This window comes from Pseudomonas sp. H1_D04, assembly GCF_054683855.1.
The window spans coordinates 2,857,866-2,883,344 of record NZ_CP162826.1 but is presented as its reverse complement, the minus strand read 5'-3'; the positions used below and the strand labels follow the sequence as shown (position 1 = coordinate 2,883,344).

Here is a 25,479-nt window from a genome sequence, read left to right as displayed (position 1 = left end):
GGGATGGTTCATTTCAGGTCGACATTCAGGCTTGGCGCGCCAAACGCTACCAACTGCGCGTTAGAGCCGGCGAAATAGCCTTTCCAGAAGCCTTCCAACGCTTGGATGGTCTTGCCGGAGCGATAAGCCTGCTTGACGTCCTTGGTCACCAACGCCGCACCGGCCACATAGACACGCGCGCCCTGCAGATCGGCGAACAGGCCTTTGTCGGCCACCCGCTTCAGCTCGGCGTCGGGTTGCAGATCACGAATCCGGTTGTTGGCGTAGAAGCTGCCGAAGTCGCTGTTTTCCAGCATGTCGGAAATCAACAACACCACACGTTCCTGAGCCGGTTGCTGGCCCAGGTCTTTGCCGATATCACGCAACGACTGGAAGATCTCACTGCGCGCAATCTCTTCGGACGCTTCACGCAGCGTGGTCACAAACACCTTGCCAAAGGTCTTGTTGAAGAAGCTGCGTTGCTCGGCCAGGCACGTATCAAAGGTGCGCAGCGATTGCATGCCCACACGCTCACGGACTTTCTCGTCGATGCCCTGGTTGAGTTCACCGGCAAAGCGCAATTGCATGAACTGCCCCGGCAGAAACGCCGAGAAGCTGTACAGTCGGACCTTATCGCCCGGCTGAACAAAGCGCTGCACCTGGGCCCAAGTGGCCTTCTGAATGACCTCAGGCATCGGGATCGTTTGATCAATGATCACCGTCAACTCGCGCCCCGCAGCCACGGGCCGAAACTCAGCGACCTTGGCGTACGGATAGCAATCCGGAATGTCGTTGCGCTCGCCGGCCACCGCCATCAAGGGCGCCAGCAACAGGGCACAGAAAAAGCGCGGGATCATCATTCAAGCACCTGTTGCGTCAAAGTCTTTAACCAACTGCTGTTCGGCACGCAGCGCCAGCACATCTTCCAAGGCGTGGCCTTTGGCACGGCTGATCGTTGCCAATTGCTCTTCGGTGTAGACCGTCAGGTCTTTGCCGCGCAGGGCGTCGAGACCTTCCGAGGCAGCCACCGCCACTGGCGCCTGCACCGGGGCTGGTGCTGGTGCTGGTGCTGGTGCAGCGACTTCTGCTACCGCCGGTGCGGCAGGTGCGGCAGGTGCGGCAGGTGCAACCGGAACATTGACGGGTTTGGCCGCCGGTTGCGGATTCCCTGGCAACGCCTGTTTGCGCGCCACGAAGGTCTCGAAACTGCGATTGTGTGCAGTGGTCAACGCCGCCTGCTGCTGGGCGTTGGTGGTGGTGCGCCCGGCGAGCTTGAGCTGCAATTTGCTCAATTTGTGATCGGCATGGGAGGCAATTTCCACGCGCTGGCTCTGCATCCAGTTTTCCAGGGCTTCGCCGCTGGAGAACTTGTGGGTGTGCTCCCAGGCAGTCTTGGACTCAACCCCGGCAAAACCGAAGATCGACGCCAGCCAGATACTGGTGATCTGAATCGCGATGTAGATCACCGACAGCACGATGAAGGTGATCAGCGAGGCTTTGCGGATCGCGTCCATCTTGTCGGTCAGGGTTTGCTTGTCTGCCTGATCGTTGATCGCCGCCGAATCGGCCGGCAGTTCGAACGGGCTGGCCGAGTCGTAATTCTGCTGGGCAAAGGCATGCGGGCTGCCGACCATTTCGGTCTCGATGCTTTTGAGCTGCATGGTGCGGATACCGAACGCCGCAATCGCGATAATCGCGATCCAGATACCGGTGGTGATCATCCAGCCACGGCTTGGTGTCACGGTGTGGTTGGTGTTGATGCGCGCCAGGATACGGTTGTAGTCCTTGCCGTCTTTATCGCTTTCGGTGTCTTTGATCCCGATGCCCGGCAACTCCTTGAGCTGATTCGGGCGGTCGCTGTCGCTGTCGTTTTCCCACCAGTGGCGAGCCTTGCTGATCAGCGCGTTCTTGTGCGCAGCACGGCCGGTGACTTCGGCCAGGATCGCCGAGGCGACCGCCAGCAGGAAGGCGAACAACCAGCCCATCCAGCTTTGGTCATTGGCCGACAGGTTCTGGTTAATGAATGGCACCAGTACGTAGGCGAAACCCACTGCCTCGAACATGATCAGCATAAAAATCAGGGCAAACACCCAGAACGGTCGCTCCCGGCGGCCACGCTCGCCGATGGTGCGCAGGTAGGATTCGCTTTTATTAAAGAAATCGACGTCTTCCGCGCCGATTTTTTCATAGCGCGAGTAGTACGCGTCGCACAGCTCGCTCTCGGATTTCGGCCAGCCATAAGCGTCGAGCATCAGGCTCTGCTTGGACAGGCGCGCTACCTTGCCGATCACGGGCACGCCGTGCCAAACACGCATGACGAAATAACCCACTTTTTCCCAATACGCTTGAATCAGGATCGCCGCCAGCAGCGTGGAAATCACCAGGCCGGTGATTAGCTTGTTTGCCCAGAGCAGGGCCGTCAGCGCATTAAAGCTGAAGTCTTCCATGGTGTATGTCCTTGAGTCTTACGCGCGAATCGGCACGAAACGGGTAGTGAAAGCTTCACGGCTGCGCGGGTAGAACAACGCACCGTCCGTGGCTTCGGAGTTTTTCTTGCTGAACACCACGTCGATACACGACACCGGTGCCTTGGGGTCTTGGATGAAAACGCGATAGAGCACCAGGTCCTCACCTTCGTAGGTGTTGGCCACGGCTTTGCTTTTGATCGACTTGCGGTTGCCGTCCTTGTAGCCCTGGACCACTTCGATGAAGGGTTGGCGGTCGACGCTGGCGCCGTCACGCAGGATCGAAACCGGCGACAGCGTCACCAGGTGGCCATTGACCACATTCGCCCACACGCGGTTGTTGTAGCCCGGCAGGTACTCGGTGGTGACTTGGGTGTCGAGCGCCTTGCCGCTGGCGAGGTTGAACACCTTGCCGGTTTCTCGCGGGCGGTCGGCTTCGCAACTGCTGTTGGGCAGATCGTTGGCTTGCGCGCTGCTGACCAGAGCGAACCCGGCCTTTTTCGGCGCGATGCCTTGGGCCAGGGTCCAACGCGTGTCGCTGGCCGGCTGGCCGCCAAAGTCGACCAGGGCGGTACCGGCATCGGCGGGCTTGCTCTCGGCAGCCGGTTTGGTGGTGGCAGCAGGCTTGTTTTTCGGCGCGCGGGCGACGGTGCGCGCAGGCTCGGTCGAGGTACCGTGCGCCAGGTATTTGGAGTTGTTCTGTTCGGCGTTGACCCGTTTGACCAGCATGTTGCGGTCAGTCACTTCAACGATCTCAACCCGACGGTTCTTGCCGCGTTGCTGCACATCGCTGTTGTCGGCGATTGGCCGCGAAGCCCCCGCCCCCTGGAAAAACATACGCTGCGGGGCGATGCCTTGCTCGGCCAGGATCGACGCCACGGCGCGGGCACGTTGCTCGGACAACCGCTGGTTGGTGGCGGCGCTGCCGGTAGCGTCGGTGTGGCCGACGACCAGAATCGCCGCCTGGCTGTTCTGGCCCTGCTTAGGCGCGAACGCGGCGGCCAACTTGCGGACCTGGCGCTGACCATTGGCGCTCAACTGCGCGCTGCCGGTGGCGAACATGCCTTCATCCTGCACTTGGGCAACGATGCCCGCTTCAGTCGGTGCCGGCGCGCGGGCGTTTCCGCTGGCGACCTCCTGGCTTTGCAGGGTTTGCACCTGGATATTCAGGTTCTCTTCCTTGGCGATCCGCTCCAGTTCCTGCAAACGGTTCTGCCACAAGTTACCCGCCACACAACCGGCCGCCGCGCCCACACCACCGCCGACGATCGCCTTTTTGGCATCGCCCGTGATCGCATACGTCAGGCCTGCACCGAGCAATGCACCACCGGCGCAACCGATGGCCGTGCCGTAGTTTTTGCCGGCGTCGTTAAGCGTCGCACAGCCGCTGAGCGCCACGGCGCCAGCAAGCAGGCTGATTTTTCGGGTAAAGGAGGTATTCACTTGATGGGTTCCGGCCTTCATGAAAAGAGCCGCCGACCCACTGCCAACGCCGAATACGCGCCAACTGCATCATCCATGAACAGGCCCTGCACAATCGTTGAATGGGGTAAATAGCGCGGGATTGGATCACGTCAGTGATGGCAATTCAACAGCATTTGTAACTCCATGCGTCCTTCAGAACCGTCCGTAGGACGTTCGAAACTTTCTCCAGCCGCCAACAGTCAGCCATTACATGAAGCCAAGCCCCACTCTTCACAGGAATACACATGACTGCGATCCCCGACTGGGTGCCCGTTACCCCCAGCGTCGCCATCACGCGCTTTACAGTGCTGACGGTCAATATCCACAAGGGCTTCACCGCCCTGAACCGACGCTTCATCCTGCCCGAGCTGCGAGAAGCGGTGCGCAGCGTGGGCGCAGACATGGTGTTCCTGCAGGAAATCCATGGCACCCACGAGCGCCATCCGCAGCGCTACAGCGACTGGCCGAACATGCCGCAGTACGAGTTTCTGGCCGACAGTATCTGGCCGCAGTTCGCTTACGGGCGTAACGCGGTTTATCCCCATGGCGACCACGGCAATGCGCTCCTGTCGAAATTCCAGATCGTGAGCTACGACAACCTCGACATCTCCCAAAGCGGCCATGAAAACCGTGGCCTGCTGCATTGCGTGTTGCGCTTGCCGGGCAGCGGGCAGGAAGTGCACGCAATCTGTATCCACCTGGGCTTGCGCGAGGTGCATCGCCAGCAGCAATTGCGTTTGCTGGAGCAGCGCATCCGCGAGATTCCCGCCGATGCGCCGTTGGTGGTCGCCGGCGATTTCAACGACTGGCGCCAGCGGGCCGATTTGAGCCAAAGCGGCCTCACCGAGGTGTTCGTGCACACCCTTGGCAAACCGGCGCGCACCTTCCCGGCACGCCTGCCGTTGCTGCCGCTGGACCGCATTTATGTGCGCAACGTGAAGGTTCACAACCCACAGGTGCTGACCACACGGCCGTGGTCCCATCTTTCAGACCACGTGCCGCTGTCGGTGGAGATTGAGCTATGAACGTTGCGGTCGAGCACATCTCTACCGACCAGCCGCCGGACGAAACCAAGGCACGCGACCTGGATTACGGCTGGCAAAGCGGTAATCAGGTCGAGTTGCTGGAGAACGGCGAAGCGTACTTTCCCAAGGTATTCGAGGCGCTGCGCCAAGCCCGGCGCGAGATCCTGCTGGAGACCTTTATCCTTTTCGAGGACAAGGTTGGCCATGAGCTGCAACGTATCCTGATCGAGGCGGCGCAGCGTGGGGTCAAGGTCGTTGTCAGCCTGGATGGCTTTGGCTGCGGCGAGCTGAGCGCGGGGTTTCTCGGTGAGCTGGCCGAAGCCGGCGTGACGGTGCAGATGTTCGATCCGGCGTCCAAGACGCTGGGGATTCGCACAAACTGGTTCCGCCGCCTGCACCGCAAGATTGTGGTGGTGGACGCCACCGTGGGGTTTATCGGAGGGATCAACTTCTCTGCTGATCACTTGGGGGATTTCGGCCCCGAGGCCAAACAGGATTACGCGGTACAGGTAATTGGCCCGGCGGTGGCAGACTTGCATCACTTTGCCTTGGCGCAAAGTGGCCGCCAGGTGCGCACGCGGCGCGGGTGGCGACGGCGCCAGCAGCGGCCTTCAGCGTGGTCGAGCGAGCACGGCGACGGCCTGGTACGGTTGATTTACCGTGACAACCTGCAACACCGCGACGATATCGAAGAAGCGTATATCCATGCCCTGAGCAAGGCCCAACACCGAGCGGTGATCGCCAACGCGTATTTCTTCCCCGGCTACCGCCTGCTGCGGGAAATCCGCAACGCCGCGCGCCGCGGTGTGCATGTGCAGTTGATCATGCAGGGCCAACCCGACGTGCTGCTGGCCAAACTGGCAGCACGCATGCTCTACGACTACCTGCTCAAAGACGGTGTAGTGATTCACGAATACTGCCAGCGTCCGCTGCACGGCAAAGTCGCATTGGTGGATGACGAGTGGAGCACTGTAGGTTCGAGCAACTTGGACCCGTTGAGCCTGGCACTGAACCTGGAAGCCAACGTGTTGATTCGCGACCGCGCGTTTAATCAGCAACTGTACGAGCGCCTCGAAGTGCTCAGTAAAAATCACTGCCAGACCATGCCGGAAAACCGCAAGCCACGCCTGTGGTTGTGGCGATTGACCGTCGGCTTCCTGGTGTTCCATGTGATGCGCCATTTCCCCGCGCTGACCGGTTGGCTGCCTGCGCACAAACCGCGCTTGAAACCCTTCGTGCATGAGGAACAGCGCCATGAAAGCTGAGCGTTTCAAGCGTTGGAAGAAGCCCCTGACCATCGCCTTCTTCCTGCTGCTGATCGTGCTGTTCACCCTGCTCGCCCGCAGGATCGACTGGAGCGAGGTGGTCCAGACGCTGGGTGATTTCAAACTGCGTACCTTGCTGATAGCAAGCGCGTTGACCCTGTGCAGCTTTATCGTCTACGCCTGCTTCGATCTGATCGGCCGCACCTACATCCGCCAGCCATTGCGCTGGAAGCAAATTCTGCCGGTGGGCATCATCAGCTACGCGTTCAACCTCAACCTCAGCGCGTGGGTCGGCGGCATCGCCATGCGCTATCGGCTGTATTCGCGGTTGGGCGTGAGCACCGGCAATATCGCCAAGATTCTGGGCCTGAGCCTGGCCACCAATTGGTTTGGCTACATGGCGCTGGCGGGCGCGGTTTTCAGCAGCGGGCTGGTGACCATGCCGCCGGGCTGGAAGCTGAGCAGCGGCGCGCTGCAAGGGGTGGGTGTATTGCTGGTGTTGGCCAGCCTGGGCTACCTGGCGGCCTGCCAATTTTCGAAAAAACGCGCGTGGTCGATCCGAGGCATCGAGATCAACCTCCCATCGCTGCGCATGGCCTGCTTGCAACTGGCGTTGGGCGCGTTGAACTGGTCGCTGATGGCGGCGGTGATTTTTACCCTGCTGCCCGCCAAGTTGGACTATCCGCTGGTACTGGGTGTGTTGTTGATCAGCGCGATTGCCGGCGTAGTCACCCATATCCCAGCCGGGCTTGGGGTGCTGGAAGCGGTGTTTATCGGGCTGTTACAGCATGAGGCGTCGCGGGGCAGTTTGCTGGCGGGGTTGATTGCGTATCGGGCGATCTACTTCATCTGCCCGCTGCTGATTGCACTGGTGATGTACTTGGGCGTGGAAGCCAAGGCCAAGGCGTTGCGGGTGAAGAAAACACCCGCCTGAACGCACTACTGGGATTGGATGATGCTCAACCGCTCGCCGACCACCATCTCGGTGATCCAGTCCACCAGGATCGAGGTGTAGGCCTGTTGGGACACCGGATCGCTGAGGGAGTGGTCAGCGCCATCGATGATGCGGTGAGTCAGGGAATGGGTCTGCTGGCACGCAGCGCGGTAACTCATGATGGTGGCGTGGGGCACATGGTCATCGGTTTCCGATTCGACAATCAGCACATCACCGGTAAACGCCGCACAAGCATGTAAGGCGCGGTTGGTCTCGGCATGCACCAAGGTGCTGCGGTAATCCATCAAATCGACCTTATCCAGATCGCGCTTGGGCTTGAGCCATTCCTGATCGCGGTACAACGCCGGCACACGCAGCGCCAGCCAGCGTACCGGGCGCAGCGAAGTGAGGATTGCAGCCAGGTAGCCGCCATAACTGGTGCCCACGACCGCCACCGCCGAGGTGTCGATGGCAGGATGGGCAAGCAGCCGGTCATACGCCGCCAGCAGGTCCCGCAGATTGTCTTCGCGGGTGACGCGGTTCAATGGAATACCGTTGCCAGCATGGCCGCGCAGGTCGAAGGTCAGGCACACACACCCCAGGCCGGCGATGCCTTTGGCCCGCTCCAGATCCCGCTCTTGGCTACCGCCCCAGCCGTGCACAAACAACACGCCCGGCACTTTGGATTTAGGGCTCAGAAACGTGCCGCTCATTTGTTCGTCGTCGATATCGATGGAAATGGTTTCACTTCTAGCCGTCATAAGATTTAACCGTCACGTACTTGAGAAGAAAGTCGCTGTTTTCCGCGGGGCCGCGGTACACCTCAATGGCATCCGCCGGCAGCGCTTGGTCCACGTAGGTTTCTACCGAGGACACATGAATGGCTTTAAGGCCCGGGTGGTTGATGAAGCTCTGCAGCGCCGCGACTTCCGCGCTGCTGGCGCCGCCCATGCGCCAGGATTGTTCGAGCACGCCACTGCGACGCTGGCCGTGGTTATCCAAACCTTGAGCGATGTCGTAGTTGCGCCGTGAGGCATAGAAGCCGGGGTAGGCTTCATCAGCTGCCGTGTCGAAGACCTGCGCTTGCTCGATGGCTAGGCGTACGTCCTCGGGCAGATCGAGCTTAAGCAAGTCTTCGTAATAACCGGGTACGACCAGCAGCTCGGATCCGCCATAGACACCTTCGCCCTCCCCGTCTTCGGTCAGGTATTGCTCGCCGCAATAACTGAACACGTGATCGCCGATAAAACTCTGGCCCACGCTATGGGTGACCACATCATGCAGGTCCTGCTCCAACACCACGCCTTCGTCGAACAATTGCACGGCCTCAGGTCGGGCCAGCACGACTTTGAAGGCATCGAGGCTGTGGATAACTTCCTGGCCGCGTCCAGCGCAGGCGTTCACTGGTTTCAGGCGAATGGGCCCGTCGTTAAGCAAACGGGTGGCAGCGGGCAGTGCGTCTTCGAGCGCGAATACACTGAGGCCTTCCAACACGACTTTTTTACCCGCTCGCAGAACAACGGCGACCATCCCTCTGGCGCCTTGGCCTCAGGGCTTAACAAACCATGGCTGATGGCTTTGGTGCAGATGAAGTCGTGATCGACATAGCCGCCCCACAGATCTTCGGGGCCTTTGACGTTAAGGGCGCGGGCCTGCGCCGGGCTAACAAGGGTTTGCGTGGGCAGTAAATACAGCTCACGGCCAGCATGTTTTTGCGGATCGTAGCTTCCGCCGAATTTAAGCCCCAGAATTTGCGCCAGCCAGCGGGCCAGGGCGAGGTTTGTGTCGACTTCATGCTGAGGTGCGCCCTCTCGTGTGGAGTAAGCGACCACCCATTTTTTGCGTTGTGTCGGGGTCATGCGTCCCCCTTGGCCGTCCGGCCATGTGTGTATCAAGAAGGCTGCAGGGATCAGGCCAAAACACGGAGGGGCGGGACCGGTTTGAAATCAATCAGTTACTGAAAAAACGATGGCATTTGGCCTGTTTTATTCTGCACGACGAGGCGTCAAGTGCGCGGCGTTCTGCACGATTCACACGCCAAAACGGCTGCGATAATCACTGGGCGCCAGACCTGTGATTTTCTTGAAAATGGCGCGAAAGGCGCTGGGATCCTGATAGCCCACGGTCCAGGCGATATGGTCGATGGTGCCGTTGGTGAACTCCAACATCTGCCGCGCCTTGCCCACACGCAGGTGCTGGCAGTATTCGGTGGGTTTCAAGCCAGTGGCGCCGCGAAAGCGCCGCAGGAAAGTACGTTCTTCTAACCCCGCCTCTTGCGCCATGGTCGCGACGGACACATCTACCGCCCCGCTGGCTTGCAACCAATGTTGAACCTTGAGAATGGCCGCGTCGCCATGACCAAGGATCGGCGCAAAGTTACTGCCGCACTGGCTGGCGCTGTCGCTGTGTTCGATGACCAAGAACCGCGCGGTGTCGGCAGCGATGCTCGGCCCCATGAGACGGTCAACCAGACGCAGGCCCAGTTCGGACCACGCCATCAGCCCGGCCGTGGTAATCAGGTCGCCGTCATCGACAATAGGTTTGTCCGCCTCCAGGCGCACGGAGGGGTAACGTGCGGCAAAAGACTTGGCGGAAGACCAATGGGTAGTAGCGCTGCGCCCATCCAGCAAGCCACTGCGCGCCAGCATGATCGAGCCGATACAGACGCCACCGAGTACGGTCCCCGTCGCGTGCTGCTGACGAAGCCACTCCAGCAGCGCAGGCGGCGCTTGTTCTTCGGTGAACTCACCGATCGACGGGGGCACCAGCACGGCCATCATCGGCTGGTCGGGGCCTGGGTGGCTGTCGAATACCCTTTTCGGCGAGCCATCGGCACTTACCTGCCAATGACTGATACGCAGCAGCGGCAGTTGTGCAGACTGATGCTCGGCCGCAATCCGGTTGGCCACGCCGAACAGGTCGGTCAGGCCATGCACGGCGGCCAATTGCGCCCCTTCGTAGATCAACACGCCCAGCTCAACAACAGCCATTGTCAGTTTTCCCCCTGTTATTGTCGGTGCAGCCAATCCCCGGCGCCGGCGCCAGCTAAGATACTGGGCCCATCAACCCATCACGAGGCAATAACCCATGGCCAAGCAAGCGCTCATCCTAATCGATATCCAGAACGACTACTTCCCCCAGGGCAAGTGGCCGCTTGATGGTGTGGAAGCTGCGGCGGACAAGGCTGCGCAGGTGCTCAAGGCGTTCCGCCAGGCAGGTGATGCGGTGATTCATGTGCGCCATGAATTCACGTCCGAAGATGCACCGTTCTTCACGCCTGGGTCACAAGGCGCGCAGTTGCATCCAAAGGTACTGAACGAAAGCAATGAGCCTGTGGTGCTTAAACATTTCGTGAACTCGTTTCGTGAAACCAATCTGCGCGCCTTGCTGGAACAACGCAGCATCACCGAACTGGTGGTGGTCGGCAGCATGAGCCATATGTGCGTCGATGCCGTGGTGCGGGCCGCAGCGGATCTGGGCTACAAGGTCACGGTGATTCATGATGCCTGCGCCACCCGCGATCAGGAGTTCAACGGGCAGGTGATTCCGGCCGCGCAGGTGCATGGCGCGTACATGGCCTCGTTGGCGTTTGGGTATGCGGGCGTGGTGTCGGCGGAGGAGTATTTGAAGGCGCAAGCAGCGGCGGCGTAAACGCTGCTTGCCTGGGTGTTTTAGCGGGTCGCGATAATAAAGAGGCGCGGGAACGGCAGTAACACGGTGCCATCGGCCAGGGCTGGATACGCCTGGGCAATCCGCGCCTGATATTCCTGTAGAAAGGCGGCTTTTTCACCATCGGTCAAAGGCGCAAGGAATGGACGCAATCCCGTGCCCTTGAACCACTCCACCACAGCCCCGTGATCCGCCAACGGGTGCAGGTAGGTCGTGCGCCATACGTCAACGGCAGCGCAGTGCTTGCTCAGCAACTCGTAGTAGTAGCTCGCCGCGTACCGCTCATTGTGTTTGACCGTACCAAGCTTTGCAGACCACGGGCCCTCAGCCGCGACTTCACGCGCAAGCCGGTGTGCAGGCTCATCGAGGTTGTCCGGGGTTTGCACTGCCAGCGTGCCGCCGGGCGTCAGTTGGTTGACCAGATGAGGGTAAAGCGTGCTGTGGTTGGGCACCCATTGCAGCGAAGCGTTGGCCAGGATCACGTCGAATTTTTGCGCGGGACTCCAGGCGCCGATATCGGCCAGTTCAAAGCTCAATTCCGGCAGGCGTTTGCGGGCGTCGATCAACATATCGTCGGAGCTGTCCATGCCGATGACATGTGCTTGAGGGAAGCGCTCGGCCAGCACTTCAGTGGAGTTGCCAGGGCCGCAACCCAGGTCAACGGCGGTTTTCACGTCACTATTTGGAATGGCTGCAACCAAGTCACGGACCGGACGGGTGCGTTGTTGCTCGAACATCGTGTACTGCTTGGCAGACCAGGTCATCGCGGCTTTCCTTGTTCTTTGGAAGGGGCTACAGCCTAAATCGTGTGACCCATGAGGACAAATGCCAGGGCCGGAGATCTTCTATGCCGTCATTTCATCCGCTTCAGAAAACTCATGTACGGATCGCCATTGAGGATGAAGTCTTCGCGCATCCGGCCGTCAAGCATGGGTTCAAGACTGGTAGGGGTGAGTAATTTGTGCTTTGGGAGACGAAACGCCTGTTCATGGTCCGAGTAGGTATACCGTTGGAAATGCAGTGCATTGCCTATCCAGTGAACGTCGTTGTAGAGGTAATGCCAGTTTTTGTCACTGGGCGTACTCAGGTAAAAAACCCCGTTCACATCTCGGGTAATTTCATACATCACAAAATTACTGGAGCTCCATTTGCCGACGTAGCGGTCCATACCCGGATGGTCGGGAATGGCTGGGGCAGCGACGAAATCACTGTCAGTGTAGGGCGTACTCCGGGCCTGCTCGGCCTTGAGCTGAGGGTAGCGTTGGCACACAGAATCGATGCTGTCGACTTTTTCAAGGTCGTACCTGATTTCCATGCCATCCGTTCGGGAAGTGAACTGCATGGCCTCGGGAGAAAAGGTCAGCACCTTCAGCTCAATGGTTTTGGTCGGTAATATCATGTTGATTACCTCCCCATTGTCAGCCACGGAATAAGCGACCACGTTCGTCGGTTCCCGAGTTGATTTCACGCAGTCGAAAGCGTGCATCAACAATTGGCCATCGGACCTGAACTCAGCCACGGTCGTTTGACCTTCGTTCAATGACTGCATGGCCCAGAGGCCGACAATCAGGTTTTTAGAAGCTTTTGGCTCAGCGTGTAACGCGGTGCAGCCGGCCGCCAAAACGACGGCCAATACGTAGCGCAGCAGTGTGTTCGACACGATGTTCATCCATGACTGTGTGGGTCGGCGGTTCTCAATGCGAACCTACAAACAAAAAAGCCCCAAGAGCAGGGCTCATGGGGCTTTTCGGGAAAGCTTAACGGATTGCTCCGAGCGTTATCCTAGAAAGGAATATCGTCATCAAAGCTATCGAAATCCGGAGCCGGTTGCGGAGCGGCCTGTTGTGGCGCCGGACGCGACTCACGCTGTGGCTGCTGGCTTGGCTGTGGACGCGACTGCTGTGGACGCGGTGCCGAGTTGGACATGCCGCCCTGGCCCTGTTGATCGCCTTGTGGACGACCGCCCAGCAGTTGCATGGTGCCTTGCATGTCGACCACGATTTCAGTGGTGTAACGCTTGATGCCGTCTTTTTCCCACTCGCGGGTCTGCAGTTTGCCTTCGATGTAGACCTGCGAACCTTTGCGCAGGTATTCGCCGGCGATCTCTGCAACCTTGCCAAACATCGACACACGGTGCCACTCGGTTTTCTCGACCTTCTGGCCGGTTTGCTTGTCGGTCCACTGTTCGCTGGTCGCCAGACTCAGGTTGGTCACGGCGTTACCGTTAGGCAAGTAGCGAACTTCGGGATCCTGGCCGCATGTACCGACCAATATGACTTTGTTAACCCCACGGGCCATAACGTTCTCCTAAGCTGGGCGCGCTGTCGGCACTGGATTGACCAGTTGCTCAAGCGTCGCGCGATCCAATAATTCGGTGTCCAATTTGATGTAAATGGCCGCCTCTTCAGCGACCACGACTGCATCTGTTACCCCTACGACTGCCTTCAGGCGCTCTACCAGACCGCTTTCACGGATCGCCTCAGGCGATAGCGGCAAACGCAGACTTGTGACGTAGGGAGGTTCGCGCATGGTAACAGCAAAGACCAGCCAAAGTGCAGCAAGCCCGGCGCATCCGAGGAACACAACCGACAAACCGCCATGCTGGAACATCCAGCCGCCCATGATGCCGCCCAACGCCGAGCCAAGGAACTGGCTGGTGGAATACACCCCCATGGCCGTGCCTTTGCCACCCGCCGGTGAAACTTTACTGATCAGCGAAGGCAATGAAGCCTCCAGCAGGTTGAACGCGGTAAAAAACACCACCGTCCCGATCACAAGCGCCCGAAGGCTGTCGCCGAACTGCCAGAAGAATAGTTCAGTGAGCATCAATGTCGCGACGGCACCCAGGAGAACTCGTTTCATTTTGCGTTTCTTCTCGCCGTAGATGATGAACGGAATCATGGCGAAGAACGAAATCAGCAGAGCAGTGAGGTAGACCCACCAGTGCTGCTCCTTGGGCAGCCCGGCTTTTTCCACCAGGGCCAGGGGCAAGGCGACGAAGCTGCACATCAGCATTGCGTGTAATACGAAGATACCTAAATCCAGGCGCAGCAGGTCTGGGTGCTTGAGCGTCGGCAACAACGCCTTGCGTGCGACACCCGACTCCCGGTGCTGCAACGTGCCGGTGGAGCGCGGCACCATAAAGGCCACGATCACGATCCCGAACAACGCCATGCCGCCGGTGGCCAGGAATAAGCCGTGCAGGCCGAAAGCACGAGTCAGCAAGGGACCGACCACCATGGCCACCGCAAACGACAGGCCAATGGTCATGCCGATCATGGCCATGGCCTTGGTGCGGTGTTGTTCGCGGGTCAGGTCAGAGAGGAGCGCCATCACCGCAGCGGAAATCGCCCCAGCACCCTGCAGGATACGCCCGGCGATCACACCCCAGATGGAATCGGACTGCGCCGCGAGCACACTGCCGAGGGCGAAGACGATCAGCCCGAGGTAAATCACCGGACGCCGGCCAATGCGGTCGGAAATGATCCCAAAGGGGATCTGAAAAATCGCCTGGGTCAGGCCATAGGCGCCAATCGCCAGGCCGATCAGTGCGGGGGTCGCGCCTGCCAGATCCATTCCATAGGTCGCCAGTACCGGCAACACCATGAACATGCCAAGCATACGGAACGCGAACACCAGGGCCAGACCGCTTGCTGCTCGGGTCTCGCCGCTACTCATGCGTTCGCTGTGGGGATCGTGCATGGAAAAACCTCGTGTGAACCGGCGGCGATTCTACCAGTCCCATCGATTGAGAGGGTATATGCGGCGCTTTGCCGCGCAGCTTTCATGTAAGGCTGCACCCGGCACTTTGACAGTGTATATTCATCCAGTCTTTAGCCGTATACTCCGGCATTATTTACGCCCGCCGTGCGAGGCCATCTTGGACAAGATCCTGATTCGTGGGGCTAGAACCCACAACCTGAAGAACATCGACCTGACCCTGCCCCGGGACAAACTGATTGTCATCACCGGCTTGTCCGGCTCGGGCAAATCGTCCCTGGCGTTCGACACGCTGTATGCCGAAGGTCAGCGCCGCTATGTGGAATCGCTGTCGGCCTATGCCCGGCAGTTCCTGTCGATGATGGAAAAGCCTGACGTCGACACCATCGAAGGTCTGTCGCCGGCGATTTCCATCGAACAGAAGTCGACCTCCCACAACCCACGCTCCACCGTGGGCACCATCACCGAAATCTACGACTACCTGCGCCTGCTGTACGCGCGGGTAGGTATTCCCCGCTGCCCGGACCACGACATTCCGCTGGAAGCCCAGACCGTCAGCCAGATGGTCGACTTGGTACTGGCCCAGCCGGAAGGCGCCAAGCTGATGCTGCTGGCCCCGGTGATTCGCGAGCGTAAGGGCGAGCACCTTTCTGTTTTCGAAGAGCTGCGTGCCCAGGGTTTTGTACGCGCACGCATCAACGGCAAGCTGTATGAGCTGGATGAAGCGCCAAAGCTCGACAAGCAGAAGAAGCATTCGATCGATGTAGTGGTCGACCGTTTCAAAGTGCGCGCCGACCTGCAGCAGCGTCTGGCCGAGTCATTCGAAACCGCGCTGAAACTGGCGGACGGTATTGCCCTGGTGGCGCCGATGGATGACGAGCCGGGTGAAGAGATCATCTTCTCCGCACGCTTTGCCTGCCCGATCTGTGGCCACGCCATCAGCGAGCTGGAACCCAAGCTTTTTTCCTTCAACAACCCGGCCGGCGCTTGCCCGACCTGCGATGGTCTTGGGGTAAAGCAATTCTTCGACATCAAACGCCTGGTCAACGGCGAGCTGACGTTGGCGGAGGGGGCGATACGCGGCTGGGACAGGCGTAATGTCTACTACTTCCAGATGCTGGGTTCACTGGCGTCTCACTATAAATTCAGCCTTGAAGTGCCATTCAACCAACTGCCGGCAGATCAGCAGAAGGTCATCCTTAATGGCAGTGGCTCGCAGAACGTCGACTTTAAATACCTGAACGACCGTGGCGACATCGTCAAGCGCTCCCACCCGTTCGAAGGCATCGTGCCGAACTTGGAGCGGCGCTACCGCGAGACCGAATCGGCGAGCGTGCGCGAAGAGTTGGCGAAATTCCTCAGCACTCAACCTTGCCCGGATTGCCGTGGCACTCGCCTGCGTCGTGAGGCGCGGCATGTATGGGTGGGTGAGAAGACGCTGCCGGCAGTGACCAATCTGCCGATTGGCGATGCCTGTGAATACTTCGGTGTCCTCAAGCTGACAGGACGCCGTGGGGAGATTGCCGACAAAATCCTCAAGGAAATCCGTGAGCGGTTGCAGTTCCTGGTTAACGTGGGCCTGGATTATCTTTCGCTGGATCGCAGTGCCGATACACTGTCCGGCGGTGAGGCGCAGCGTATTCGCCTGGCCAGCCAGATTGGTGCCGGGCTGGTAGGCGTTTTGTACATCCTTGATGAGCCCTCCATTGGTTTGCACCAACGGGATAACGACCGACTGCTGGGTACGCTGAAACACCTGCGGGATATCGGCAACACGGTAATCGTGGTCGAGCACGACGAAGACGCGATTCGCCTGGCGGATTATGTGGTCGATATTGGCCCAGGTGCCGGCGTACATGGTGGGCATATTGTTGCCGAGGGTACGCCGGCCGAAGTCATGGCTCACCCGGACTCGTTGACCGGCAAGTACTTGTCTGGCCGCGTGAAGATTGAGGTACCGGCTAAACGCACGCCGCGCAACAAGAAGATGGCGCTACACCTCAAAGGCGCACGCGGGAACAACCTGCGTAATGTCGACCTTGAAATTCCGCTGGGCTTGCTGACCTGCGTGACCGGTGTTTCTGGATCGGGCAAGTCGACACTGATCAACAACACCCTGTTCCCACTGAGCGCAACCGCCCTGAACGGTGCAACCACCCTGGAAGCGGCGGCACATGACAGCATCAAAGGCCTGGAGCATTTAGACAAGGTCGTCGACATCGACCAAAGCCCGATTGGCCGCACGCCGCGTTCTAACCCAGCGACCTACACTGGGCTGTTTACACCGATTCGCGAGCTGTTCGCCGGTGTTCCGGAGTCACGCTCGCGTGGCTACGGTCCTGGCCGGTTCTCGTTCAACGTCAAGGGCGGGCGCTGTGAGGCGTGCCAAGGCGATGGTCTGATTAAGGTGGAGATGCACTTCCTGCCGGATATTTATGTGCCGTGCGACGTATGCAAGAGCAAGCGCTATAACCGCGAAACCTTAGAGATCAAGTACAAGGGCAAGAACATCCACGAAACCCTGGAGATGACCATCGAGGAAGCTCGCGTGTTCTTCGACGCGGTTCCAGCATTGGCGCGCAAGCTGCAAACACTGATGGATGTAGGCCTGTCGTATATCAAGCTGGGACAGTCGGCGACCACGCTGTCCGGGGGTGAGGCGCAGCGGGTGAAGCTGTCTCGCGAGCTGTCCAAGCGCGATACGGGCAAGACTCTGTATATCCTCGATGAACCGACCACGGGCCTTCACTTCGCAGATATCCAGCAACTGCTGGACGTGCTTCACCGATTGCGCGACCACGGCAACACTGTGGTCGTGATTGAGCACAACCTTGATGTGATCAAGACTGCTGACTGGTTGGTGGACCTAGGGCCGGAAGGCGGTTCCAAGGGTGGCCAGATCATCGCGGTAGGTACACCGGAGCAAGTCTCCGAAATGCCGCAGTCCCACACCGGTTACTACTTGAAGCCGCTGTTGGAGCGTGATCGGGCCTGATGTATGCCCCATAAAAAAGCCCCTGTCACTTTGCGGTGACAGGGGCTTTTTAGTAGCCGGAAATCAGAACTGCGATTGCAGATAATTCTCCAGCCCTACCAACTTGATCAGGCCCAACTGCTTTTCCAGCCAGTAGGTGTGATCTTCTTCGGTGTCGTTTAACTGCACACGCAGGATTTCCCGCGTGACGAAGTCGCTGTGCTGCTCGCAGAGCTCGATGCCCTTGCAGAGCGCAGCACGCACCTTGTACTCAAGGCGAAGATCGGCTGCGAGCATGTCAGGTACGCTGGTGCCCACATCCAGATCATCGGGACGCATGCGCGGCGTGCCTTCGAGCATCAGGATACGACGCATCAGCGCGTCAGCGTGCTGTGCCTCTTCTTCCATCTCGTGGTTGATACGCTCATAGAGTTCGGTAAAACCCCAGTCTTCGTACATACGCGAGTGGATGAAATATTGGTCACGAGCTGCCAGTTCGCCCGTCAGCAACGTGTTGAGGTAATCGATTACGTCGGGGTGACCTTGCATCGCCCTACATCTCCCTGCTTGAAAGTCTGTAGTTTGAACCATGATGACTCGGAGGTCACGGGACTAACGGCATAAAAGTGAAGATTTCCGGAGAAAAGTAGCGGAAATAACGCAAAAACCGCCCAAATGAGGGCGGTTCTGCTTATCGTTTAGAGTCAGTTAAGCGATACACCCAATGCCTTTGCGATTGCTTCTCCATATGCAGGGTCCGCTTTGTAGAAGTGCGCCAATTGACGCTGAACCACATCATTGGAAACCCCAGCCATTGCACCCGCGATGTTATCGGTGAGCAGGGCTTTCTGATCATCGTTCATCAGGCGGAACAGCGCACCGGCGTGGCTGTAGTAGTCAGTGTCTTCCCGATGATCGTAACGATCAGCGGCACCGCTCAGGGCCAAGGCTGGCTCGGCGTACTGCGGAGCTTGTTTAGGTGCATCGGCGTAGCTGTTTGGCTCGTAGTTAGGGGCGGCACCACCGTTGTTGCCGAAAGCCATCGACCCGTCACGCTGGTAGCTATTTACCGGGTTGCGCGGCGCATTTACCGGCAACTGCTGGTGATTGGTGCCAACACGGTAGCGGTGGGCATCAGCGTAGGCAAAAACCCGACCTTGCAGCATGCGGTCTGGGGACAGGCCAACACCTGGGACCATATTGCTCGGGCCGAATGCTGCCTGCTCAACTTCAGCAAAGTAGTTTTGCGGGTTGCGATTGAGCTCAAGCTCACCAACTTCGATCAACGGAAATTCCTTCTGCGACCAGGTTTTGGTCACGTCGAAAGGATTCTCGTAGTGAGCGTTAGCCTGGGCTTCAGTCATGATCTGGATGCAGACGCGCCATTTCGGGAAATCACCGCGCTCGATCGCACCGAACAGATCACGCTGGGCGTAATCGGGGTCGGTACCGGCCAAGCGTGCAGCATCGGCTGGAGCCAGATTCTTGATCCCCTGCTTGGTTTTGTAGTGCCATTTCACCCAGTGACGCTCACCATTAGCATTGATCAGGCTGTAAGTGTGGCTGCCAAAGCCGTGCATGTGACGGTAGCCGTCTGGAATGCCACGGTCCGAAAACAAGATGGTCACTTGGTGCAGCGCCTCAGGGGAGTGCGACCAAAAGTCCCACATCATCTGTGCGCTTTTGAGGTTGCTGTGCGGCAGACGCTTCTGAGTGTGAATGAAGTCAGGGAATTTCAGCGGGTCGCGAATGAAGAACACCGGAGTGTTGTTCCCCACGATGTCCCAGTTGCCTTCCTCAGTGTAGAACTTCAAGGCAAAACCACGTGGGTCGCGCTCAGTATCAGCAGAACCACGCTCACCTCCCACAGTTGAGAAGCGCAGGAAGGTCGGGGTCTGCTTACCCACAGATTCAAACAGCTTGGCGCTTGTGTACTGAGTGATGTCTTGGGTGACTGTAAACGTTCCGTAGGCACCCGACCCTTTGGCGTGTACGCGGCGCTCAGGAATGTTTTCACGGTTGAAGTGAGCGAGCTTCTCGATCAGATGGAAATCGTCGAGCAACAGCGGGCCACGCGGGCCAGCAGAACGGGAATTCTGGTTATCTGCAACGGGAGCACCGCTGGCGGTAGTAAGGATTTTATTCTGGCTCATGCTCAATTTTCCTCAGGTCGGACTTAGAACTGCCGGCTAATCGGCTTGGGAGGATTATTGATCAGCAACATGACACGTACAAATTCATTAAATTTCACGCATCAATAGAAAATTACTACCAACAACCTCAACCGCATAGTGCCAAGCCCCTACCCCGAAAACTTGTACAAATCGCGCTTTCGTTACGCGCACAAAAAACCGGGCACTAGGCCCGGTTCTTTGTTACAGCTTGTCGTCTTACTCGGCGCTTACAGCTTCGCCGGCAGTAGCACGATCAACCAACTCAACGTACGCCATAGGCGCGTTGTCACCAGCGCGGAAACCGCACTTGAGGATGCGCAGGTAGCCACCCTCACGGGTAGCGTAACGCTTGCCCAGGTCGTTGAAGAGCTTACCAACGATAGCTTTCGAACGAGTACGGTCGAAAGCCAGACGGCGGTTAGCCAGGCTGTCTGTCTTAGCCAAAGTAATCAGCGGCTCAGCAACGCGACGCAGTTCTTTAGCTTTCGGCAGTGTAGTTTTGATCAGCTCGTGCTCGAACAGCGACACCGCCATGTTTTGAAACATGGCCTTGCGGTGCGAGCTGGTACGGCTCAGGTGACGACCACTTTTACGATGACGCATGGTTCATTCCTTACCAAACTCACGTTCGGTGATTACGACGATCAGGCAGTCGCCTTGTCGTCCTTCTTAAGACTTGCAGGCGGCCAGTTGTCGAGGCGCATGCCGAGGGACAGACCGCGGGAGGCCAGAACGTCCTTGATTTCAGTCAAGGATTTCTTGCCCAGGTTCGGAGTCTTCAACAGTTCTACTTCGGTACGCTGAATCAGGTCGCCGATGTAGTAAATGTTTTCCGCCTTAAGGCAGTTAGCCGAACGTACAGTCAGTTCCAGATCGTCAACCGGGCGAAGCAGGATCGGATCGATCTCGTCTTCCTGCTCGATTACCACTGGTTCGCTGTCACCTTTGAGGTCGACGAACGCAGCCAACTGCTGTTGCAGAATGGTTGCAGCGCGGCGGATAGCCTCTTCAGGATCCAGAGTACCGTTGGTTTCCAGATCAATAACCAGCTTGTCCAGGTTAGTACGCTGTTCGACACGGGCGTTTTCCACCACGTATGCGATACGGCGAACCGGGCTGAACGAAGAGTCGAGCTGCAAGCGACCAATGCTGCGGCTTTCGTCTTCATCGCTCTGACGCGAGTCGGCCGGTTCATAACCACGACCACGAGCTACAGTGAGCTTCATGTTCAGGGCGCCGTTAGACGCCAGGTTAGCGATTACGTGATCGGGATTAACGATCTCGACATCATGATCCAGCTGAATATCGGCAGCGGTAACCACCCCCGAACCCTTCTTCGACAAGGTCAGCGTAACTTCGTCACGGCCGTGCAGCTTGATAGCCAGACCTTTAAGGTTCAACAGGATTTCAATTACGTCTTCCTGTACACCTTCGATGGCGCTGTACTCGTGGAGCACACCGTCAATCTCGGCCTCGACTACTGCACAGCCGGGCATTGAGGACAACAGGATGCGGCGCAGCGCGTTGCCCAGGGTGTGGCCAAAACCACGCTCGAGAGGCTCGAGTGTGATCTTGGCGCGGGTTGGACTGACAACCTGCACATCAATGTGGCGGGGTGTCAGGAACTCATTTACCGAAATCTGCATGGATGCACCTATTTTCTAGCCCTTACTTGGAGTAGAGCTCGACAATCAGGCTTTCGTTGATGTCGGCGGACAGATCACTGCGAGCAGGAACGTTCTTGAAAACGCCCGACTTCTTCTCAGTGTCTACTTCTACCCATTCTACGCGGCCACGTTGGGCACACAGATCGAGAGCTTGGACAATGCGAAGTTGGTTTTTTGCTTTCTCGCGAACTGCGACCACGTCACCAGCACGAACCTGATAAGACGGAACGTTTACGGTCTGACCGTTAACGCTGATCGACTTGTGCGATACCAGCTGACGGGATTCGGCACGAGTCGAACCAAAGCCCATACGGTATACAACGTTGTCCAGACGGCATTCGAGCAGTTGCAGCAGGTTTTCACCAGTTGCACCTTTCTTGCCAGCAGCTTCTTTGTAGTAGCCGCTGAACTGACGCTCGAGAACGCCGTAGATACGACGAACCTTCTGCTTTTCACGCAGTTGGGTGCCGTAATCGGACTGGCGACCGCGGCGTTGGCCGTGGATACCAGGTGCTGCTTCAATGTTGCACTTCGATTCGATCGCGCGCACGCCGCTCTTCAGGAAGAGATCGGTGCCTTCGCGACGAGCGAGTTTGCATTTTGGACCAATGTAACGAGCCATTCTTTACAATCTCCTGGATTACACGCGGCGCTTCTTCGGCGGACGGCACCCGTTGTGCGGGATTGGCGTCACGTCGGTGATGCTGGCGATCTTATAGCCACAGCCGTTCAAAGCACGGACAGCAGACTCACGACCTGGACCTGGACCTTTGACGTTAACGTCGAGGTTTTTCAGGCCATATTCCAGCGCAGCTTGACCAGCACGTTCAGCAGCTACTTGAGCAGCAAACGGGGTGGACTTGCGGGAACCGCGGAAACCCGAACCACCGGAGGTAGCCCAAGAAAGCGCGTTACCTTGACGGTCGGTGATGGTCACGATTGTGTTGTTAAAAGATGCATGGATGTGGGCGATGCCATCAACCACTGTCTTTTTAACTTTTTTACGAGGACGAGCAGCAGGTTTTGCCATGATTAATTTCCTGTCGATTCGCGTGGGCGATTACTTGCGGATCGGCTTACGCGGACCTTTACGGGTACGCGCGTTAGTCTTGGTACGCTGACCGCGTACTGGAAGACCACGACGATGACGCAGACCACGGTAGCAACCGAGGTCCATCAAACGCTTGATTTTCATGTTGATTTCGCGACGCAGGTCACCTTCAGTGGTGAACTTCGCCACTTCGCCACGCAACAGCTCAATCTGCTCGTCGCTCAGATCCTTGATCTTAGCGGCTGGGTTTACCCCAGTGTCTGCGCAAATTTTCTGCGCAGTAGTGCGACCAACACCATAGATGTAGGTCAGCGAGATAACAGTGTGCTTGTTATCTGGAATGTTAACGCCTGCAATACGGGCCATTCAGTGGGACTCCAATTGACAGCTACCTACGCCCCGGAAGCCAAGAAATAGGGCGCGAGATAATATCGCTGTAATAACAAATAATCAACCCGGCAGCGCACTAGCTGCCGGGCTTCAAGCGGATCACACTCAGCCTTGGCGCTGTTTGTGACGCGGTTCCGCGCTGCAAATTACTCGAACAACACCTTCGCGGCGAATAATCTTGCAGTTACGGCACAGCTTTTTCACCGATGCACGAACTTTCATCACCAACTCCTCGAACCTTATGGGTACTCAGCGCAACATGCCGCTGCCGTAACCCTTCAGGTTGGCTTTCTTCATCAGGGATTCGTACTGGTGCGAAACGAGGTGCGATTGTACTTGGGACATGAAGTCCATCACAACCACGACCACGATCAGCAACGAGGTCCCGCCAAGGTAGAACGGAACGTTTGCTGCAACCACAAGGAACTGGGGCAACAGGCAGACGGCCGTCATATATAGAGCACCGAACAGGGTCAAACGAGTCAGAACGCCATCAATGTAGCGCGCAGACTGCTCACCTGGACGGATACCCGGAATAAAGGCACCGGACTTCTTCAGGTTTTCCGCTACGTCTTTCGGATTGAACATCAACGCCGTATAGAAGAAGCAGAAGAAAATAATCCCTGCACTAAACAGCAGAATATTCAACGGCTGACCAGGAGCGATCGACTGAGATAGGTCCTGCAGCCAGCCCATATTTTCAGACTGGCCAAACCAGGTACCCAACGAAGCCGGAAACAGCAAAATGCTGCTCGCGAAAATTGCCGGAATAACACCGGCCATATTCACTTTCAGCGGCAAGTGGCTAGTCTGCGCAGCAAAGACCTTACGGCCCTGCTGACGCTTGGCGTAGTGAACAGCAATACGACGCTGGCCACGCTCAATGAACACCACAAAACCGATAATCGCTACTGCCAGCAAACCGATAGCAACTAGGGCGAAGATATTGATATCACCCTGACGTGCAGACTCGAAAGACTGCCCAATCGCTCTCGGAAGACCGGCGACGATACCTGCGAAAATCAACATCGAGATACCGTTACCAACACCGCGCTCAGTAATCTGCTCACCCAGCCACATCATGAACATCGCACCAGCCACAAATGTGGATACCGCGACGAAATGGAAGCCAAAGTCACCAGTGAACGCAACGCCCTGCCCAGCCAGGCCAACGGACATGCCGATAGCCTGAACCAGAGCGAGGGCAACAGTGCCGTAGCGGGTGTACTGGCTAATCTTGCGACGGCCAGCTTCACCTTCCTTCTTCAACTGCTCCAGCTGCGGGCTGACGGCGGTCATCAACTGCATGATGATCGATGCCGAGATATACGGCATGATCCCCAGTGCAAAGATGCTCATCCGTTCCAGCGCGCCGCCGGAAAACATATTGAACAAGCTAAGAATGGTCCCCTCATTCTGTCGAAACAGGTCTGCGAGTCGGTCCGGGTTGATACCTGGAACCGGGATGTGTGCGCCTATTCGGTAGACGATAATCGCCAGGAACAGAAAACGCAGACGAGCCCAAAGTTCAGACATACCGCCTTTGCCGAGCGCTGAGAGAGCACCTTGCTTAGCCATTTATTCCTCGAACTTGCCGCCAGCTGCTTCGATAGCCGAACGCGCACCTTTGGTGGCGCCGATTCCCTTGCCGATAGTGACAGCGCGAGTCACTTCACCGGACAGCATGATTTTCACACGCTGTACGTTGACGTTGATCACGTTGGCATCTTTCAGGGTCTGCACAGTAACGATGTCGCCTTCCACTTTAGCCAGCTCGGACAGACGCACTTCTGCGCGATCCATAGCTTTCAGGGATACGAAACCGAACTTAGGCAGGCGACGATGCAGCGGCTGTTGACCGCCTTCAAAGCCTGGAGCAATGGTGCCACCGGAGCGGGAGGTTTGACCTTTGTGACCACGGCCACCAGTCTTACCCAAACCGCTACCGATACCACGGCCCGGACGATGCTTTTCGCGACGGGAGCCCGGCGCTGGACTCAGATCATTGAGTTTCATCGATTAACCCTCTACACGCAGCATGTAGTAAGCCTTATTGATCATCCCGCGATTCTCGGGAGTATCCTGGACTTCTACAGTGTGACCGATGCGACGCAGACCCAAACCTTTAACACACAGTTTGTGGTTAGGAATGCGGCCGGTCATGCTTTTGATCAGCGTTACTTTAACGGTAGCCATGATCAGAAGATCTCCTTGACAGTCAGACCACGCTTAGCAGCGATGGACTCAGGAGATTGCATGGCTTTCAAACCTTTGAAAGTGGCGTGAACCACGTTTACAGGGTTAGTCGAGCCGTAGCACTTGGCCAGAACGTTCTGAACACCAGCAACTTCGAGGACAGCACGCATAGCGCCGCCAGCGATGATACCGGTACCTTCAGAGGCAGGCTGCATGTACACCTTCGAAGCGCCATGGGCGGACTTCATTGCGTACTGCAGAGTGGTACCGTTCAAATCAACTTGGATCATGTTGCGACGAGCAGCTTCCATTGCCTTCTGGATCGCAGCAGGCACTTCACGTGACTTGCCACGGCCGAAGCCAACGCGCCCTTTACCATCACCTACCACGGTCAACGCAGTGAAAGTGAAGATACGGCCGCCTTTAACGGTTTTAGCTACGCGGTTAACTTGAACCAGCTTCTCAATGTAGCCTTCGTCGCGCTTTTGGTCGTTATTTGACATAAC

Annotated in this window: 26 protein-coding genes and 1 pseudogene; 5 read left to right on the top strand and 22 right to left on the bottom strand. The window is 57.7% G+C overall.

All coding sequences use genetic code 11. From position 1 onward, the window contains the following. Positions 1-8 precede the first annotated feature (8 nt). From AB4N82_RS13305 to AB4N82_RS13295, 3 genes are read right to left on the bottom strand one after another with little or no spacing between them, the layout of a single operon-like run. The gene (locus AB4N82_RS13305; RefSeq protein WP_050442793.1) at positions 9-839 is read right to left on the bottom strand and encodes a hypothetical protein; all 831 of its coding nucleotides are present in this window, start codon (positions 837-839) and stop codon (positions 9-11) included. Next, entirely contained in the window at positions 840-2,426 is a 1,587-nt protein-coding gene (locus AB4N82_RS13300; RefSeq protein WP_206073133.1) for a hypothetical protein, read from the bottom strand. 18 nt (positions 2,427-2,444) lie between these two features. Continuing rightward, positions 2,445-3,887, bottom strand: a complete 1,443-nt coding sequence (locus AB4N82_RS13295) for an OmpA family protein (RefSeq protein WP_032884764.1) — start codon at positions 3,885-3,887, stop codon at positions 2,445-2,447. Between the two features lie 266 nt (positions 3,888-4,153). Between AB4N82_RS13295 and AB4N82_RS13290 the strand changes: the two genes are divergently transcribed. Genes AB4N82_RS13290 through AB4N82_RS13280 form a run of 3 tightly spaced genes read left to right on the top strand, consistent with a single transcriptional unit; the run spans position 4,154 to position 7,132 of the window. After that, positions 4,154-4,933, top strand: a complete 780-nt coding sequence (locus AB4N82_RS13290; protein WP_032884548.1) for an endonuclease/exonuclease/phosphatase family protein — start codon at positions 4,154-4,156, stop codon at positions 4,931-4,933. Beyond that, complete coding sequence (gene clsB, locus AB4N82_RS13285; protein ID WP_032884547.1) at positions 4,930-6,198, top strand: cardiolipin synthase ClsB; 1,269 nt, start codon at positions 4,930-4,932, stop codon at positions 6,196-6,198. The genes AB4N82_RS13290 and clsB overlap by 4 nt, the downstream gene beginning before the upstream one ends. Then, the gene (locus tag AB4N82_RS13280) at positions 6,188-7,132 is read left to right on the top strand and encodes a lysylphosphatidylglycerol synthase domain-containing protein (RefSeq protein ID WP_122765265.1); all 945 of its coding nucleotides are present in this window, start codon (positions 6,188-6,190) and stop codon (positions 7,130-7,132) included. The genes clsB and AB4N82_RS13280 overlap by 11 nt, the downstream gene beginning before the upstream one ends. 5 nt (positions 7,133-7,137) lie before the next feature. Here AB4N82_RS13280 and AB4N82_RS13275 read toward each other — a convergent pair whose 3' ends face one another. The 3 genes and pseudogenes from AB4N82_RS13275 to AB4N82_RS13265 all read right to left on the bottom strand — a co-directional run bounded on the left by AB4N82_RS13275 (position 7,138) and on the right by AB4N82_RS13265 (position 10,122). After that, positions 7,138-7,893: an alpha/beta hydrolase family protein gene (locus AB4N82_RS13275; protein WP_032884545.1), complete on the bottom strand. Its 756-nt coding sequence runs from the start codon at positions 7,891-7,893 to the stop codon at positions 7,138-7,140. Beyond that, a pseudogene (locus AB4N82_RS13270) lies at positions 7,883-8,991 on the bottom strand (DUF3182 family protein). The gene AB4N82_RS13275 and the pseudogene AB4N82_RS13270 overlap by 11 nt, the downstream one beginning before the upstream one ends. 171 nt (positions 8,992-9,162) lie before the next feature. Further along, positions 9,163-10,122, bottom strand: coding sequence for a GlxA family transcriptional regulator (locus AB4N82_RS13265; protein ID WP_095186179.1), 960 nt, complete (start codon positions 10,120-10,122; stop codon positions 9,163-9,165). A 97-nt stretch (positions 10,123-10,219) separates the two neighbouring features. Between AB4N82_RS13265 and AB4N82_RS13260 the strand changes: the two genes are divergently transcribed. After that, a complete protein-coding gene (locus tag AB4N82_RS13260) occupies positions 10,220-10,783 on the top strand; it encodes a cysteine hydrolase family protein (RefSeq protein WP_032884542.1) in 564 nt (187 codons plus the stop codon). Positions 10,784-10,803: 20 nt separating this feature from the next. Here the strand turns inward: AB4N82_RS13260 and tam are convergent, their stop codons facing one another. The 4 genes from tam to AB4N82_RS13240 form a co-directional block, all read right to left on the bottom strand. Next, the gene (gene tam, locus AB4N82_RS13255) at positions 10,804-11,565 is read right to left on the bottom strand and encodes a trans-aconitate 2-methyltransferase (protein WP_095186178.1); all 762 of its coding nucleotides are present in this window, start codon (positions 11,563-11,565) and stop codon (positions 10,804-10,806) included. Between the two features lie 89 nt (positions 11,566-11,654). Next, positions 11,655-12,461, bottom strand: coding sequence for a hypothetical protein (locus tag AB4N82_RS13250; RefSeq protein WP_163034912.1), 807 nt, complete (start codon positions 12,459-12,461; stop codon positions 11,655-11,657). 122 nt (positions 12,462-12,583) lie between these two features. Then, entirely contained in the window at positions 12,584-13,099 is a 516-nt protein-coding gene (locus AB4N82_RS13245) for a single-stranded DNA-binding protein (protein WP_003232445.1), read from the bottom strand. Between the two features lie 9 nt (positions 13,100-13,108). Next, positions 13,109-14,503, bottom strand: coding sequence for an MFS transporter (locus AB4N82_RS13240; RefSeq protein WP_095186176.1), 1,395 nt, complete (start codon positions 14,501-14,503; stop codon positions 13,109-13,111). Positions 14,504-14,681: 178 nt separating this feature from the next. Between AB4N82_RS13240 and uvrA the strand changes: the two genes are divergently transcribed. Then, positions 14,682-17,516 (top strand): excinuclease ABC subunit UvrA, encoded by a 2,835-nt coding sequence (gene uvrA / locus AB4N82_RS13235; protein ID WP_032884538.1) that lies wholly within the window; start codon positions 14,682-14,684, stop codon positions 17,514-17,516. 63 nt (positions 17,517-17,579) lie between these two features. Here uvrA and bfr read toward each other — a convergent pair whose 3' ends face one another. The 12 genes from bfr to rpsE form a co-directional block, all read right to left on the bottom strand. Further along, positions 17,580-18,044: a bacterioferritin gene (gene bfr, locus AB4N82_RS13230; RefSeq protein ID WP_032884537.1), complete on the bottom strand. Its 465-nt coding sequence runs from the start codon at positions 18,042-18,044 to the stop codon at positions 17,580-17,582. Positions 18,045-18,199: 155 nt separating this feature from the next. Next, positions 18,200-19,648, bottom strand: a complete 1,449-nt coding sequence (locus AB4N82_RS13225) for a catalase (RefSeq protein ID WP_460105022.1) — start codon at positions 19,646-19,648, stop codon at positions 18,200-18,202. 237 nt (positions 19,649-19,885) lie between these two features. Beyond that, positions 19,886-20,272 (bottom strand): 50S ribosomal protein L17, encoded by a 387-nt coding sequence (rplQ, locus tag AB4N82_RS13220; RefSeq protein WP_003176402.1) that lies wholly within the window; start codon positions 20,270-20,272, stop codon positions 19,886-19,888. Positions 20,273-20,313: 41 nt separating this feature from the next. Beyond that, a complete protein-coding gene (locus AB4N82_RS13215) occupies positions 20,314-21,315 on the bottom strand; it encodes a DNA-directed RNA polymerase subunit alpha (RefSeq protein ID WP_003176403.1) in 1,002 nt (333 codons plus the stop codon). 22 nt (positions 21,316-21,337) lie between these two features. Further along, positions 21,338-21,958, bottom strand: coding sequence for a 30S ribosomal protein S4 (gene rpsD / locus AB4N82_RS13210; RefSeq protein ID WP_003176404.1), 621 nt, complete (start codon positions 21,956-21,958; stop codon positions 21,338-21,340). Positions 21,959-21,976: 18 nt separating this feature from the next. Then, the gene (gene rpsK, locus AB4N82_RS13205; RefSeq protein WP_002555466.1) at positions 21,977-22,366 is read right to left on the bottom strand and encodes a 30S ribosomal protein S11; all 390 of its coding nucleotides are present in this window, start codon (positions 22,364-22,366) and stop codon (positions 21,977-21,979) included. 30 nt (positions 22,367-22,396) lie between these two features. Further along, positions 22,397-22,753, bottom strand: coding sequence for a 30S ribosomal protein S13 (gene rpsM / locus AB4N82_RS13200; protein WP_003210063.1), 357 nt, complete (start codon positions 22,751-22,753; stop codon positions 22,397-22,399). 129 nt (positions 22,754-22,882) lie between these two features. Then, positions 22,883-22,999: a 50S ribosomal protein L36 gene (gene rpmJ / locus AB4N82_RS13195; RefSeq protein WP_002555468.1), complete on the bottom strand. Its 117-nt coding sequence runs from the start codon at positions 22,997-22,999 to the stop codon at positions 22,883-22,885. Between the two features lie 27 nt (positions 23,000-23,026). Next, a complete protein-coding gene (gene secY / locus AB4N82_RS13190) occupies positions 23,027-24,355 on the bottom strand; it encodes a preprotein translocase subunit SecY (protein WP_017736663.1) in 1,329 nt (442 codons plus the stop codon). Next, complete coding sequence (rplO, locus tag AB4N82_RS13185; RefSeq protein ID WP_003176407.1) at positions 24,356-24,793, bottom strand: 50S ribosomal protein L15; 438 nt, start codon at positions 24,791-24,793, stop codon at positions 24,356-24,358. 3 nt (positions 24,794-24,796) lie between these two features. Then, on the bottom strand, positions 24,797-24,973 hold the full coding sequence (gene rpmD / locus AB4N82_RS13180; RefSeq protein WP_003176408.1) for a 50S ribosomal protein L30: 177 nt from the start codon (positions 24,971-24,973) through the stop codon (positions 24,797-24,799). 2 nt (positions 24,974-24,975) lie between these two features. Continuing rightward, a complete protein-coding gene (gene rpsE / locus AB4N82_RS13175; RefSeq protein ID WP_003176409.1) occupies positions 24,976-25,476 on the bottom strand; it encodes a 30S ribosomal protein S5 in 501 nt (166 codons plus the stop codon). Positions 25,477-25,479 lie beyond the last annotated feature (3 nt).